Genomic DNA, 14,159 nt, shown 5'->3' on the forward strand with positions numbered 1-14,159 from the left:
TTCGGCGGAGGCAGAGCACATGGAGTACGTCAAGCTGGGCCGGACGGGCTTGGACGTCTCGCGCGTCACCCTCGGCTGCATGAGCTACGGAGACCCCGGGAGGGGACGCCACGACTGGACCCTCGACGAGGAGACCAGCAGGCCGTTCATCCGCCAGGCCCTCGACGCGGGCGTCAACTTCTTCGACACCGCCAACACCTACTCGGACGGCCACAGCGAGGAGATCGTCGGCCGTGCGCTGGCCGAGTACGCCGACCGCGACGAGATCGTCCTGGCCACCAAGGTGTTCACGCCGATGCGCCGGAACCGCCCCAACGGCGGCGGGCTCTCGCGCAAGAACATCATGGCCGAGATCGACCACAGCCTGCGGCGGCTGGGCACCGACTACGTGGACCTCTACCAGCTCCACCGCTTCGACCCCGCCACCCCGCTGGAGGAGACCGTCGAAGCCCTACACGACGTGGTGAAGGCGGGCAAGGCCCGCTACGTGGGTGCCTCCTCGATGTACGCCTGGCAGTTCGCCAAGGCCCTGCGCGTGGCCGACGTCAACGGCTGGACCCGGTTCGCCACCATGCAGAACCACTACAACCTGCTCTACCGGGAGGAGGAGCGAGAGATGCTGCCGCTGTGCGCGGACGAGGGCATCGGGGTGATCCCGTGGAGTCCGCTCGCCCGCGGCCTGCTCACCCGCGAGTGGGGTACGGAGACCGCCCGGACCAGGGGCGACGTGTTCGGCGGCACCCTGTACCGCGAGGAGGACCGCTCGATCGTGGACGCCGTGGGCCGGATCGCCGAGAAGCGCGGTGTGCCCCGGGCCCAGGTGGCCCTGGCCTGGGTCTCCCGCAACCCCGCGGTGACCTCACCGATCATCGGCGCCACCAAGCCCAGGCACCTCACCGACGCGGTGGAGTCGCTGGGCATCGAGCTGACCGACGACGAGGCCCACGAGCTGGAGCGGCACTACACGCCCCGCCCCGTGGTCGGGTTCTGAAGGCCCGTGGAAAGGCGTGACCGCGCCCCTGGTCAACCCATCGCGGATCGCGGCAAATGTGTACACATTTTTATGTACACGAATTACGATGGTTGACATGAGCGATCACAGCATGAACGTCCGCGACGCCAGAGCCCACCTCTCCGAGCTGATCACCAAGGCCCAGAACGGCGATCCGACCATCCTCACCCGCAACGGCACTCCCGCCGCGGCGATCGTCCCCATCGAGGACTTCGAGGCCCTGGAGGACGCCATGGACGCCTACCTCGCCCGGCAGGCGGATCAGGAAGAGGACGAAGGGGGCCCCGCCGTGGGCATGGCCGAGATGGTCGCTGAGATCTTCGACGAAAGCCGGGGCAACGCCGCGTGAAGTGGGAATTCGATTTTCGTCGGGTTCGCAAGCAGATCCGGGCACTGCCCAAAGAGGACGCGATGGACATCCTTCGCGCTCTCACCCCCCTTGGAGACGATCCAAGGCGCCCGGACTCCAACATCAAGGCACTCACCGGCTACACCGATCGCTACCGTCTCCGGGTGGGCCGCTACCGAGTCATCTACGACGTGGTCGACACGCAGGTGATCATTCGCCTGGTCGCTGTGGGCCACCGCAGGGACATCTACAAGCACCTTGGCCGTTAACGGTCGTCGCCATGGACAGCCCGTTCCCGAGCGCCGCCGGGCGACCCTCCCCGAGGACGGCCTGGGGCACCCGGGTCCGTTGGGTTCGGCGCCAGGCCGGGGTGGTGAGCGTGGTGCCCTCCCTCACCGAGGCGTCCGTACGCGGAGTTCAGGAAGCCCCGTGCCCAGGCGTCCCCTCGCTCCGGGGAACACAGAGGGCCCCGGCCAAGGGGACCAGGGCCAGCACCCCCCAGGCCCACGGACCCGCCAGGTCCAGCAGCGCTCCGATCGGGACACTGCCCACAAGCACCACCAGACCTGAAAGCGAGGACAGCGTGCCCGTGAACAGACCGAGCTGCCGGTCGTCGACCAGGTCGGGAACCCAGGCCCGGACGGTGGGCACGATCAGGACCTGGCTGAGGGTGAGCGCGCTGACGAACACGACCGAGGGCAGCAGCCCGCCGAGGACGGTGGTGGGCATCAGCAGGGCGGAGACGGAGAAACCCGCCGCTACCAGGAGCAGCCCCCACCGCAGGGTCCCGCGGTGTGAGAGCCGGGCGCCCGCCCACCCCAGCAGGGGCAGCTGCACGGCGATGTAGAGCAGCGACGCGTAGGCGAGCAGCCAACCCAGCGCGGTCTGTGTGCCGGTCGCCCGTTCCACCTCCTGGGGCAGGGCCAGATAGAGCTGGTTGTAGGACAGCAGATAAGCGCTGTAAGCCAGGCACAGCCACAGGAACGGGCGGTTGCGCCACAGCGGTCGCAACCTCTCGCGCAAGGACTGACGTCCGCTGTCGCCTGCCGTCGGCGCTCCCGGGGCGCGATGGGGCATCAGGCGCAGGTGCCCCGCCAACACCAGGAGAAACACTCCGGCACCGACCAGGCACGCCGCCCTGAAACCGCCGAGCAGCAGTACGGCGCCCAGGGGCGGGCCTATCAGTGTCCCCGCCTGGCCGGCGACGGAGAACAGGGCGAGGACCCGCGTGCGCGGCGTCCCGACAGCCTGTTCGTGCCGTACCGCCTGGCGCGCCACCTCCGTCTCCACCGCCGGGGAGAACAGAGCGGCGGCGAACCCGACCAGCAGAACCGACCCGATGACCGCCGCGGTGCCCTGCGCGAACCCCAGCCAGACGAACCCGGCGACGCGCAGCACACAGCCGACCACCACCACGGGTCGCGCGCCGAACCGGTCGGTGAGCGCGCCGCCCACGACGAACAGACCCTGTTGGCTGAACGTCCGCAGACCCAGGACCAGGCCCACGAGCCACCCGGCCAGACCGAGTGCGCCGCCCAGGTGCGCGGCGAGATAGGGCAGGACCACGAAGAAGCCGACGTTGAACGCGAACTGGGATCCGATCAGCAGGCGTAGCAGCGGGCCGACCTCCCGCAGGTCTCGGAGCACAGCGCTCCCCCGTGAACGGGGCCGCCGTGTCCGGGTCGCGGGGGTCACGGCGCGGCCGGGACAGGTCGAGGCCCCCGCCCCGGCATCGCCGCCAACAGCTCCCGCGTGTACGGGTCGGTCGGCTCCGAACACACCTGGCGGGCGGAACCGGTCTCCACGATCCTGCCCTGGCGCATCACCGCCACCCGGTGCGCGAGGTGCCGCACCAGCGCGAGGTCGTGGCAGATGAACAGGTAACCCAGTCCGAGTTCCTCCTGTAGGTCGGTGAGCAGGTTGAGCACCCCCGCACGCACGGAGGCATCGAGTGCGGACACCGGTTCGTCCAGCACCAGCAGCCGCGGCTCGCAGGCCAACGCTCGGGCGATCCCGACCCGCTGGCACTGCCCGCCGGACAGCTCGTGCGGCCTCCGGTCCCCGTGCACGGCGTCCAGACCCACCTTGGCCATGAGCTCCGCCACCCGGTTGGGGCCGGACTCACGGTCCCAGCGCCCCTGTACCCGCAGGGGCTCGGCGAGGGCCTCGCGCACACTCAGCCGGGGGCTGAGCGAACCGTAGGGGTCCTGGAAGACCGGCTGCAGGGCGGGGCGCAGCGGCCGCAGCTCCCGCTCGCTCATCGTGGTCAACTCACGCCCGAGGAAACACACCGATCCCGAATCGGCCCTGCGCAGACCGGTCACCGCCGATGCGGTACTGGACTTGCCGCACCCCGACTCCCCGACCAGAGCGAGTGTCTCCCCCGTCTGGAGGTCGAAGGAGACGTGGTCCACGGCCAGGACACCGGGCGCCCTCCGCGAGCGTCCGGGGTAGCGCACCACGAGATCGCGTACCCGAAGCAGGGGTTGCGCCGTGTCGGTCATGGCGTCCTTTCGATGAACAGGCCTCTCGCCGGCACGGGCAGGTCCTGCCACCGCCGGCAGGAGACCAGGTGCCCGGGTGCCGTGGCCGGCTCCGGCTCCGGTTCGACGGTGTCGCAGCTTTCCTCGGCCAAGGGGCAGCGCGGGGCGAAGGCGCAGCCCGAGGGCAGCGCCGACGGGGACGGCGGCGTACCGCCGATGGAGGGAAGGCGACGGCCCTCGGATCCCTGCGTAGGCAGCGAGGCGAGCAGACCCGCGGTGTAGGGCGCCCGCGGCGCGGCGAAGACCTCCCGCGCTCCGCCTGACTCCACATGCCGCCCGGCGTACATCACCAGTACCCGGTCGGCGTGTCCGCGGACCACCTCCAGGTCGTGGGTGACCAGAACGAGCGCCGTGCCCGTGGCGGCGCGCAGCTCCGCGAGCAGCTGCAGCACCCGTGCCTGCATCCGGGGGTCGAGGGCGGTCGTCGGCTCGTCGGCGAACACCACGTCGGGCTCGTTGACCATGGCCATCGCGATCACCGCTCGCTGACGCATGCCACCGGAGAACTCGTGCGGGTAGGCCCGGGCGCGCCGTGCGGCGTCGGGGATGCCGACCCGCTCCAGCGCCGCCACGGCCCGTTCCCACGCCTGCGCCCGGCTGATGCGCCGCACCGACCGTAGGGCCCGGACGAGCTGCCCTCCCACGGTGTGCACGGGGCTGAGCACGGAGAGCGCGTCCTGAGGGATCAGTGACACACGGCGTCCGCGCAGGGAGCGCATGGTCGACGGTGAGGCGCCGACCACCTCGGTACCGGCCAGTCGGACACTACCGGTGACCGTTGCCCCGTGGGGGGTCATCCCCACAACGGCGCGGGCCGTGAGCGACTTGCCCGCCCCCGACTCCCCGACGAGGGCCAACGTCTCGCCCGGGGACACGTCGAAGGACAGGCCCCGCACCACGGGGACCGTACCGCCCCCAGGGCCGGGAAGGGTCACGTGCAGGTCCCGCACGGACAGGACGGTGTCGCCGTTCATGGCACCGCTTTCTCCGAAGTGGCAGGCCCAGCGTCTGGCGCCTGGCGACGGTACCGCGACCAGGCGCCCGTCGGCAGAGTGGACAGGGACACCGCGAACGCGGCGAGCAGCATCAGCATCGCGGTCGGTGCGAGGGTGGCCATGGGTGCTCGCTCCACGTAGGGCAGGGACTCGGACAGGCTCAGTCCCCACTCGGCGGACGGTGGTTGCGCTCCCAGCCCCAGGAAGCCCAATGAGGCCAGGGCCAGTGCGATACCGGGCAACCGCAGGACCGCGTGCCGCCCCACCGGTCCGACGACGGCAGGGAGCACGTGCCGTAGCAGGATCCATCCCGGTCCGGCGCCGATGGCCCGTTGAGCGCTGAGGTAGGCGGCGGCACGGGTCTCCTGGACCAGTGCCGCGGCGTGCGCCGCCAGCGGTGGCCAGGAGACCAACGCGATGGCGACGGAAGCGCCGAGCACACCGGGGCCCAGCACCGCGACCACCAGAATCCCGGCGATCACCGGGGGCAGGGCGTTGGTCATCTCGGATGCGCCCGTTGCCAGGGCGGGCCGGAAGCCGATGAACAGGGCGATCAGCAGGCTCACCAGGCACACCAGCGCGGCGATGCCGATGGTGGAGACGGCGCCGTGTCCGAGCCGGGCGAGCACGTCGCGTCCGACCGCGTCGGTCCCCAGGGGGTGTGTCCACGAAGGCGGAGCCAGGCGCAGGGCCGTGTCCACGGTCCACGCGTCCCGGGTCAGGCCCCACAAGGAGACCGTGATCAGTACGGCCGCGCAGACGAGGGGCACCGAGCGGCGGAGCGCCCCCGCCTCGGCGGGTGGCGGCGGAGGCAGCGACAGGGCGGCGTCACGCAGCCCCGGGCCGAGCAGGCGGCGGTGCGTGAACTGGGCGAGTATTCCGGCGAGCACGCCGAGGAGCACGAGGGCGAGCACCGACCCCTGCAGCATCGGCAGGTCCTGGGACCGGGCAGCGCCCAGCGCGGTGCGGCCGATGCCGGGAACGGTGAAGATCGTCTCGACCGCGACGGCCCCGCCGACGAGGCTGACCGCGACCAGACCCAGCTGGGGGACCAGGGCCGGGGTGGCCCGGCGCAGGGCCGCTGCTCCGATCATGGCGGGCGAGCAGCCCGAACCCTCCCACAGCGCGACCCAGCGTTCGGAGAAGACAGAGGGCAGGGCGTCGTCGACGAGCCGGCCGAGCAGCCCGCCCGCCGGAATGCCCAGTGCCAGCGCGGGCAGGATCAGGTTCTGCGGCCCCTGCCAGCCGTAGGGAGGCAGCCATCCCCACCACACCGACACCACCACCATCAGCACGATGGCGATGAGGAACTCGGGCAGGGCGGTGAACATCGCGGCCAGGGCACCGCTACCGGACCTGCCCGACCGCAGTGTGCCGCGTGCCCCGCGAATCAGGACCGGGGCGCACAGAGCGGCCGCGACGGTGAGGGCGACCACGAGAGCCGACCCCATGAGCAGGAGTGAGACCCCCGTGGCCGCCATGACCGACGGCAGCACGGGTGCGTCGGAGACCCAGGACGTCCCGAGATCGCCGCGCAGCACCCCGCTGAACCAGTGACCGAACAGCGCCACGGGCCCCTCGGCCAGCCCCAGGTCCTCGCGGATGGCGTTCAACGCCTCCTCGGTGGGTTCCTGCTCGGCGGATCGGGCACGGAGCAGGGCCAGGGCGGGATCGCGTCCGGACAACCACGGCAGGAGTCCGACCACGACCGTGATGACGGCCAGAGCGCAGACCCGGGAAAGGAGCGGCCCGGGCTCCCTGCCTCGGAGGGACACCGCACCGGACATCAGTTCAGCCTGGTCTGAGCGGTGACGAGGACGCGCTCACGCGGGTCCTTGGCGGAGTCCTGGACGCGGGCGGCGTCACCCTGGATCACCCGTTCGTGCAGCATCGGAATGGCGGCGTCGGTGCTCAGTACGGCGGCTTCGGCCTCCAGGATGGCGGCACGGCGCTCGTCGCCGGCGGGAGCCCGCTCAGCCGCACGCAGGGCTTCGTCCACGTCCTCGTCGCACAGTTGCGCGATGTTGAACGACCCCGCGCAGGAGAAGTCACTGGTCATGTAGGCGGCGGGGTCTCCGGAGTCGAGCACGGTCGCCCGGGAGAGGATGAAGGCGTCGAACTCGCCGTTGAGCGCGTCCTCCTCGATGTTGGCGTACTCGCGCACCACCTGCTCGACCTCGAATCCGGCGCTCTCCAGCTGCTGCTCAAGAACGGTCGCCACCTCGGGCAGCTCGGCGCGGTCGGTGAAGGTGGCCAGGGTAATGGCGGTTCCGTCGGGTTCGTCCGATTCAGTGGCGTCCGTGCGGTCGGTGCGCTCCGAGGCCCAGGGCAGTGCCGGGCCCAGCAGGCCTTCGGCGATGTCGGCGCGTCCCTCGTAGACGCCCTCCACGAGTGCTTCGGCGTCGATGGCCTCGCGTACGGCGGCGCGTAGACCGGGGTCGGTGAAGGGGCCGTCCTGGGTGTTCAGGTACAGGGTGTTGGTGCGCGGCATCGGCACCTCGGTGATGGTGTCCTCGTCCAGGAGGGAGGCCTGGGATGTGGGGATGGACTCGACGATGTCCGCCTCACCGGTGCGCAGCGCGGCGGCGCGCGCGGTGCCGTCCGGGACGAAGCTGACGTCGATGCCGGTGGCCAGGGCGAGCTCACCCCAGTAGTCGTCGAAGCGGTCCAGGCGGGCGGAGGTGGTGCCGTTGACCTCGACGATCTCGAAGGGGCCGGTGCCGGTTCCGACAGGGTCGACCGTGTTGCCGGAGTAGGCGCTCTCAGCGAGGATCGACAGCTGGGGCGAGGACAGCCGCTGGGGTACGAGGGGGTCTTCCTCCGCGGTGGCGACGGTGACGGTGCCGCCGTCCGCGCTCACCTGGAGTTCCACACCGTCGAGGATGCGTGGTTTGGGCGTGGCGGCGGCTGCGTGGGAAAGGGCGTGAGCGACCGTGTCCGCGGTCAGCTCCGTGCCGTCCTGGAAGACGACCCCGTCTCGGACGGTGAACTCCCAGGTCGTGTCGTCGACCTGGACCCACTCGGTGGCCAGCCCGGGCTGGGGGTCGCCCTCCTCGTCCAGGTTGACCAGTGTCTCGGCGGCGCTCCAACGGGAGAGTTTGAAGGCGTCGTCGCTCAGCGGGGTCAGGCCGGATCTGGGCGGTTGCATCATGGCCAGGGCGATCCTGCCGTCGTCGGTGTCCTCGCCGGAGAAAGAGCAGGCCGACAGGAGGAGGACGGACGCCATGCCGAGGCAGGCGGCGGGAAGGCTCTTGTGAGAGTGCACGGGACTACTTCCAGGGAGGACAGCGGAGCGGGATCGGCAGCGTGAACCCGCGACCGAGAGGCCAAAGAATAGCCGACGATAACCGTTTTCATTAACACTTCTGGCACAAAAGTGACTTTAGCCACCAAAGGGTTCGATACTCCGCACATCAGGAAACGTCATGCCGACGGGGTCCGCCCACGGGCCAGCCGACCACACGGACTCCCCCACACTGGCCGCTCCTGCGCGTGAACCGCCGCCCGAACACCGCCACCGCGACCAGTCCACCCACCCCCGCGAGGGCCACCGCCAGGTGCGGGGGCACGAACTCCGCCACCGCCCCGGCCAGGGCGAACCCCGCCCCCTGGGTGATCATCAGTCCCGCCGAAGCCACCGAGAACACCCGCCCGCGCATCTCCTCCGGGGTCGCCTCCAACAGAAGCGCGTCCAGGGCCAGCGTGTAGCCGTACCCGAGCGCGCCCACCACCAGCGCCACCACCGCCAGCACCGGCCCCGGGTTCAGCAGGAACAGCAGGGACGGAACGAAGGTGGCGCAGGCCAGCGGCAGCATCCAGCGCCGCCGCTGCTCGGCGGTGAGCACAGCACCCGCCAGCAGCTCACCCGCCACCGTGCCCACCGGCCCGGCGGTCAGCAGCATCGCGACCAGCATCGGACCACCGCCCATCCCCGCCGCCAGTGGGGCGGCCAGGGCCTCGGACCACACGAAGAGCGACGCCGGAACCCAGGTGAGCAGGAAGACCGCCCGCAGCCGGGGAAGTCGGAAGGCCTCGCGTACCCCGCCCCATGAGGAACCGACCAGCCCGCCCGCGACCTCCCGGCCCGGCCGTGCCCGCGTCCCCATCCCCACCAGCAGCCCCGAGACGGCCATCAGCGCCGCGGCGACCAGCAGTGCCGCGGCCGGTGAGGTGGCCAGCATCAGCACCCCGCCGAAGGAGAACCCGGCGATCTGTGCGGTCTGCGCGGCCATCCGCAGCAGCGAACGCCCCAGCGGGAACCCGTCCCGGTCCAGCACGTCCGCGATCGCGGCCGACCTCGCCCCCGAGTACACGGGCGCGACCGTGCCGCTCACCACCAGCAGCGCCAGCATCACCCACACCGGCGTACCGGGCACCGCCATGCACGCCATCACCGCACCGCTGACCAGCTGCGCGATCACCATCACCCGGCGCGCGGGGAAACGGTCGGCGACCGACGACAACAACGAGGCCCCGACCAGCTGCGGCAGGAACCCCAGGGCGAAGGCCAGCGCGGACAGCAACGGCGAACCGGTGCGCTCGAAGATCAGCACGGACAGGGTGATCTGAACCGCGACCAGTGCCAGAATCGACAGGATCTCCGCGAGGAAGAGGACACGGAACTCGGGCACGGACAGCACCCGACGAAAAGAGGAGGACATGGGCCCACCCTGGGCCCGCGACGCACCCGCCTCAACAGATTCGGCTATCTTCGAATCCAGCTGGGAGGTGAACGCACATGCCAGGCCAGGTCGTCTTCGAGCACGAGGACCTGCTGCGCTGCCGGTTCGCCGTCTCCCCGCTCTGGGAGACCCTCGCCGCCGTGCACACCCTGTTCGAACCGCACCGGCAGAGCTTCCATCTGCCCTGGCTCCGCGCTGCCAGGCTCCCCGAGCAGCTCGATCTCACCCCGATCCGGCTGCTCCTCCCCCGCCCGGGCTACGTGCCGGACTTCCTCACTCCCCCGCCGGACTCCCCGCTGACCAGCTTCGAGGACGGAATCGCACGCCTGCGGGCCACCTCGCCCGACCGGGTGGACCACGAACTACGCCTGAGCCTGCTCGCCCCGCACCGCCGCCTCCCGCCAGCGACGACGGAACCGCTTCTCAGCGACCCCGCCGCCACCCGAGACACCATGGCGGACCTGCTCACCAGCTGCTGGAACGACCTGGTCCGACCGCACTGGCCGCGTCTGCGGTCCCTCTTGGACGCCGACATCGCCCTGCGCTCCCGCGTGCTCGCCCTCGAAGGCCTGGAAGCACTCATGACGGGCCTGGACGACCGCCTGCGTTGGGAGGGCGACACCCTGAACATGCCCGGCCCTCCGCCCCCGAAAGACTCCACCTGGGCAACCGGGGCCTGGTCCTGATGCCGAGCGCCTTCATCTGGCCGGAGCTGATCCTCATCAGCGAGGAACCCTGGCAGCCCACCCTCGTCTACCCCGCCCGAGGCGTGGGCGACCTGTGGACGACCACGGGCAGCCCACCCGAAGCCCTCGCGAAGGTGATGGGGCGCACCCGCGCCCGCATCCTGACCCGCCTGAACACCCCGCAGACCACTCGCGACCTCGCCAGGACCCTCGATCTCGCCCCGGCCACGGCCTCCGCCAGCCTGACCGCGCTGAGGGACGCGGGCCTCCTGGAATCCTGGCGCGTGGGCCGCGAGGTCTTCTACACCCGCTCACCGCTGGGGAGTGCGCTGGTCGCGGAGCGCTCCCCGCTCTGAGCGGAACATCCAAGCGTGCCCCGGAAACGATGCCTTCTTCGGCGGGCCCGCACCACCGGGGTTGGGCCCCTTGTCTTGCTCACCTTGGATGATCTTGCTACCAGAAGCGAGATCGGCGCCGATTTCGCTTCTGGTAGCAAGATCACGCCTGGGAGCCCTCTGAAAAAAAGAACGGACCGCCGCACAGGGGACTTCGTCCCCCGCACAGCGGTCCGTTACTCGTGGAGGTGGCGGGAATCGAACCCGCGTCCTTCAGCACCGAGCCAGGGCTTCTCCGGGCGCAGTCTGTAGTGTCGTTCTACTCGGCCCCAGCGCTTGTACAGACACATCGCTGACGGGCCCAGCCACGAAAATTTCCCACTCAGGCCCCGTGGCCTGATCTGAGCGGTGAGTCATCTAAATGGTGCCGGGTCCCGAGCCGATGACGAGCCCGGACCGACAGAGTCACAATCGCTTAGGCAGCGAGAGCGAACTCAGTGCGCTTGGAATTGGCACTTGAATTTACGCGAATGCAGGATTAACGAGGTCACAAACGCAACCCTCGACCCGCTTCCCCTGGAACGACTACCGAAGTCGAAACCGATCACCCCCTGTGAAATTGTCAAGACCACCTGTCACCCGAGGGTGATCCAACAGCTCTTGGTGGTCGACATGCGAGTGAGCGAACACTCGCGTGTTTCTCACTCTACCTGTTGAACAGTGTGGGCACCAAGCTCATTCCCGGCGCAGGCAAAAAACCTGGCGGTCAGGCCCCGGACAGGGAGAAACCCCCGTGAGGCGGACGCAAGAGAGGTCTACGCAACTCACGGGGGCGGTCGGCCAGGGTCGGGGCCGACCTTGGGAACCGACAGGGCCTCCCCCGAGATGAGGTCCTGTCTCAGTACTGGTCCGCTACCCCCTGTGGCGGCCCCAGTTATTGAAGAAGACGCCGCCGGGGCACCCATAGGTTGCTCCGGCGGCGTCTTTTTCAGCAGTGCCTTCTCGGCTGTTCGGGTCAGTTCCCCGTCAGGTCCGCTTCAGGGTTCATCTCGCCCGCGGCACCCTCGACCGGAGCGTTCAGCTCACCCTCGACCGGAGCGTCCACCGGCAGCTCCGGGACCTCCTCACCCAGGAGGCCCTCGCCCTCAGCGCTCCCATGAGCCAGACCGTTGAGGAAACTGGTCGCCGCGGTGACCGCGTACTGCTGCCACAGGCTCGTCTCGGGGTCGACCTCGGCGAGCACCGCGAAGGCGACGTCGCCCTGGTAACCCACGAACCAGTGCAGGGCGGTGTCACCCTGCTCCGCACGGGCGGCCTGACCGAAGACCTGCTCCTCGCCGACGTTCATCTCGGGGATGCGCAGGCTCACCGCGTCGCGCAGCCCTTCACGGACCACCTCCAGGTGGGCCTCGTCGAGCTCGTTGGTACCGGCGGGAGCAGGCCCCTCTTCCCGCACCAGAGTGGGCCCGTGCCAGGAGCCGTCAGCGACAGCCCCCGCGGCCAGCGCCATGGAGAGCGGGCTCACCTGGACACCGTGGTCGCCCACCATCGCGGCGGCCACCTCGGCTTCGTCACCATCGGCGATGTCCACCGCACCCGAGGAGACCGGCAGCGGAAGCTGCCAGTCGGCACCCATGCCCAACTGGGTCGCGGCCTCCGTGATGGCCCCGGCACCCACCTCCGACGCGACGTCCACGAAGCCGACCGTGCACAGGTAGGCCATGTTCCGCACCAGTGTGGGGCCCTCCACGACGGAGCCCCCGCTGGGGTTGGTGAATGTCTGGTCACCGATCTCGGACTGCCAGCCGCAGGGCATCTCGCTGTCCGCGGTGACCGCGCCGCTGTCCAGGGCCGCCAGGGCCGACACCATGGTGAACGTGCCGCCCGGGGCGTAGGAACCGGTGAAGGCCCCGTCGTCGGTCACGCTGCCAGAAGCGTTGGCCGCGGCCAGGACCTCTCCGCTCGAGGTGTCCACCGCGACGATGTACCCATCACCGGGAACCGTCTCCAGGGCGTTCTCGGCCGCGCTCTGAACAGCCAGGTCCAGGGTGGTCTCGATGCCGCCGCTGCGCACACCCTCCCAGGACTCCAGGACGTCGGTCTGCTCGCCGTCCTCACCCAGGCTCACCACCTGTGTGGTGGCCGTACCGGCGAGCTCCTGCTGGAAGATGTTCTGCAGACCGCTCAGACCCACCGTGTCACCGGCCTGGTAGGGGCCGGCCACCCGCGACGAGACCCGGTGCTCCGCGGTGCCCGCGACCTCGCCGAGCAGGAAGGGGGCGACCCGCGGCGAGAGGTTGACCTCGATCTCCTGCGTGTCGACGCCGGCGATGTTCCCGGCCTCACGCAGGAGGGAGTTGTCGGCGTCGCGCATGAGCACGAGCGGCTGGAACTGCTCGGGCGGGGCGGAGCGCACCCGGTTGAGCAGCGGGTCGGGGTCCTCGTCGAGGAGCTCGGCGAGCTCGGTGACGCCCGCTTCCTTGTCCTCCATGTCGGCGGGCAGTACCCCGAAGGCGGTGACGCTGTCCGCGGCGACCAGGGGCTCACCCGACCGGTCGAGGATCTGGCCGCGTTCCTCGATCTCGTAGCTGACAGCGAGGCGCTCGCCCTCGCCCAGTTCAGGGTGGATGACGCTCGGCGACCAGTCGATCTGCCAGCCCGCAGCACCATTGGTCAGGGACATCTGGCCGGTGTAGTTCCACATCGGGTCGCCGATGCCCAGGTCCGCGTTGACGCCGAACTCGGCGTTCGCGGTCCCGCTCTCCGTGGCGATCTGCCCGAGATCGAACCGGATGGAGGCGAGGTCGAGCTGATCGTGTACGTCGGCCAGCGCCTGCTCCACTTGCGCCGGGTCACCGGTGGTGTGGCGGGCGGCCTCGGCGTAGTTCCCGTCCTGCCAGGCGAGCAGGAAGGACCTGACAGCCACCTCCGGGCTGGGGTGGGTCGTACACGCCGCGAGACTCAGGGCGACGATCAGGCCACTGCTGACGGCCGCGATCCTGCGGCCGAGGGGACGGGGGGACACCTTATGTGTTCCTTTCAGGCGCCCCGGCCGTGTCACCCAGTGGGGACGACGGCCGAGGAGTGCTCAACGACGGCGGCGAAGCGCGCGTTCCATGTCACGCTTGGCCTCACGTTCGGCGATGGCATGGCGCTTGTCGTACTCACGCTTACCGCGAGCCAGAGCGATCTCGACCTTGGCCCGGCCGTCACTGAAGTACAGGGACAGCGGAACCAGCGTGCGGCCGGGCTCTCGGGTCTTACCGATCAGCCGGGAGATCTGCTCGCGGTGCAGGAGTAGCTTACGTGATCTGCGGGCCGAGTGGTTGGTCCAGGTGCCCTGTGAGTACTCCGGGATGTGCACGCCCTCGAGCCACACCTCACCGTCGTGGATGTGCGCGAAGCCGTCCACGAGCGAGGCGCGCCCCTCTCTGAGGGACTTCACCTCGGTACCGGTCAGGACCATCCCGGCCTCGTAGGTCTCGTCGAGGTGGTATTCGTGCCGGGCCCGGCGGTTCTGGGCGATCAGCTTCCGCCCGGTTTCCTTGGCCACGGTT

13 protein-coding genes and 1 other RNA gene are annotated in these 14,159 nt (G+C 70.1%); 5 read left to right on the forward strand and 9 right to left on the reverse strand.

The genetic code is table 11. The features are described from left to right. Window positions 1-19 precede the first annotated feature (19 nt). The 3 genes from NE857_RS27845 (at window position 20) to NE857_RS27855 (ending at window position 1,630) form a co-directional block, all read left to right on the forward strand. Window positions 20-991, forward strand: a complete 972-nt coding sequence (locus NE857_RS27845; RefSeq protein ID WP_254422116.1) for an aldo/keto reductase — start codon at window positions 20-22, stop codon at window positions 989-991. A gap of 97 nt (window positions 992-1,088) precedes the next feature. Further along, window positions 1,089-1,361 (forward strand): type II toxin-antitoxin system Phd/YefM family antitoxin, encoded by a 273-nt coding sequence (locus NE857_RS27850; RefSeq protein WP_254418330.1) that lies wholly within the window; start codon window positions 1,089-1,091, stop codon window positions 1,359-1,361. Further along, window positions 1,358-1,630 (forward strand): type II toxin-antitoxin system RelE family toxin, encoded by a 273-nt coding sequence (locus tag NE857_RS27855; protein ID WP_254418331.1) that lies wholly within the window; start codon window positions 1,358-1,360, stop codon window positions 1,628-1,630. Before NE857_RS27850 ends, NE857_RS27855 begins: the two co-directional genes overlap by 4 nt. Before the next feature lie 148 nt (window positions 1,631-1,778). Here the strand turns inward: NE857_RS27855 and NE857_RS27860 are convergent, their stop codons facing one another. From NE857_RS27860 to NE857_RS27885, 6 genes are all read right to left on the reverse strand, one after another. Further along, window positions 1,779-3,008 (reverse strand): MDR family MFS transporter, encoded by a 1,230-nt coding sequence (locus tag NE857_RS27860; RefSeq protein WP_254418332.1) that lies wholly within the window; start codon window positions 3,006-3,008, stop codon window positions 1,779-1,781. A 44-nt stretch (window positions 3,009-3,052) separates the two neighbouring features. Then, the gene (locus NE857_RS27865) at window positions 3,053-3,865 is read right to left on the reverse strand and encodes an ATP-binding cassette domain-containing protein (RefSeq protein WP_254418333.1); all 813 of its coding nucleotides are present in this window, start codon (window positions 3,863-3,865) and stop codon (window positions 3,053-3,055) included. After that, window positions 3,862-4,878 carry an ABC transporter ATP-binding protein gene (locus NE857_RS27870; RefSeq protein ID WP_254418334.1) on the reverse strand — a complete coding sequence of 339 codons (1,017 nt, stop codon included), beginning with the start codon at window positions 4,876-4,878 and terminating at the stop codon, window positions 3,862-3,864. The genes NE857_RS27865 and NE857_RS27870 overlap by 4 nt, the downstream gene beginning before the upstream one ends. Beyond that, entirely contained in the window at window positions 4,875-6,686 is a 1,812-nt protein-coding gene (locus NE857_RS27875; RefSeq protein ID WP_254418335.1) for an ABC transporter permease subunit, read from the reverse strand. Before NE857_RS27875 ends, NE857_RS27870 begins: the two co-directional genes overlap by 4 nt. Beyond that, complete coding sequence (locus tag NE857_RS27880) at window positions 6,686-8,164, reverse strand: ABC transporter substrate-binding protein (protein ID WP_254418336.1); 1,479 nt, start codon at window positions 8,162-8,164, stop codon at window positions 6,686-6,688. Before NE857_RS27880 ends, NE857_RS27875 begins: the two co-directional genes overlap by 1 nt. Window positions 8,165-8,312: 148 nt before the next feature. Then, window positions 8,313-9,560: an MFS transporter gene (locus NE857_RS27885; RefSeq protein WP_254418337.1), complete on the reverse strand. Its 1,248-nt coding sequence runs from the start codon at window positions 9,558-9,560 to the stop codon at window positions 8,313-8,315. A 77-nt stretch (window positions 9,561-9,637) separates the two neighbouring features. Between NE857_RS27885 and NE857_RS27890 the strand changes: the two genes are divergently transcribed. Further along, complete coding sequence (locus tag NE857_RS27890) at window positions 9,638-10,267, forward strand: DUF5937 family protein (protein WP_254418338.1); 630 nt, start codon at window positions 9,638-9,640, stop codon at window positions 10,265-10,267. Then, the gene (locus NE857_RS27895; protein WP_254418339.1) at window positions 10,267-10,623 is read left to right on the forward strand and encodes an ArsR/SmtB family transcription factor; all 357 of its coding nucleotides are present in this window, start codon (window positions 10,267-10,269) and stop codon (window positions 10,621-10,623) included. Before NE857_RS27890 ends, NE857_RS27895 begins: the two co-directional genes overlap by 1 nt. 219 nt (window positions 10,624-10,842) lie before the next feature. Here the strand turns inward: NE857_RS27895 and ssrA are convergent. The 3 genes from ssrA to smpB form a co-directional block, all read right to left on the reverse strand. After that, window positions 10,843-11,214: a transfer-messenger RNA gene (gene ssrA, locus NE857_RS27900) on the reverse strand. Window positions 11,215-11,617: 403 nt separating this feature from the next. Then, entirely contained in the window at window positions 11,618-13,627 is a 2,010-nt protein-coding gene (locus tag NE857_RS27905; RefSeq protein ID WP_254418340.1) for a penicillin-binding transpeptidase domain-containing protein, read from the reverse strand. Window positions 13,628-13,690: 63 nt separating this feature from the next. Continuing rightward, window positions 13,691-14,155 carry an SsrA-binding protein SmpB gene (smpB, locus tag NE857_RS27910; protein WP_184366044.1) on the reverse strand — a complete coding sequence of 155 codons (465 nt, stop codon included), beginning with the start codon at window positions 14,153-14,155 and terminating at the stop codon, window positions 13,691-13,693. Window positions 14,156-14,159: the final 4 nt, after the last annotated feature.

This window comes from Nocardiopsis exhalans, from assembly GCF_024134545.1.
GTDB lineage: Bacteria > Actinomycetota > Actinomycetes > Streptosporangiales > Streptosporangiaceae > Nocardiopsis > Nocardiopsis exhalans.

What these genes read in the sequence shown, in the direction of transcription:
- NE857_RS27845 (WP_254422116.1), top strand. Translation starts at nt 20, where the DNA reads ATGGAGTACGTCAAGCTGGGCCGGACGGGCTTGGACGTCTCGCGCGTC.
- NE857_RS27865 (WP_254418333.1), bottom strand. Translation starts at nt 3,865, where the DNA reads ATGACCGACACGGCGCAACCCCTGCTTCGGGTACGCGATCTCGTGGTG.
- NE857_RS27875 (WP_254418335.1), bottom strand. Translation starts at nt 6,686, where the DNA reads ATGTCCGGTGCGGTGTCCCTCCGAGGCAGGGAGCCCGGGCCGCTCCTT.
- NE857_RS27895 (WP_254418339.1), top strand. Translation starts at nt 10,267, where the DNA reads ATGCCGAGCGCCTTCATCTGGCCGGAGCTGATCCTCATCAGCGAGGAA.
- NE857_RS27870 (WP_254418334.1), bottom strand. Translation starts at nt 4,878, where the DNA reads ATGAACGGCGACACCGTCCTGTCCGTGCGGGACCTGCACGTGACCCTT.
- NE857_RS27890 (WP_254418338.1), top strand. Translation starts at nt 9,638, where the DNA reads ATGCCAGGCCAGGTCGTCTTCGAGCACGAGGACCTGCTGCGCTGCCGG.
- NE857_RS27850 (WP_254418330.1), top strand. Translation starts at nt 1,089, where the DNA reads ATGAGCGATCACAGCATGAACGTCCGCGACGCCAGAGCCCACCTCTCC.
- NE857_RS27885 (WP_254418337.1), bottom strand. Translation starts at nt 9,560, where the DNA reads ATGTCCTCCTCTTTTCGTCGGGTGCTGTCCGTGCCCGAGTTCCGTGTC.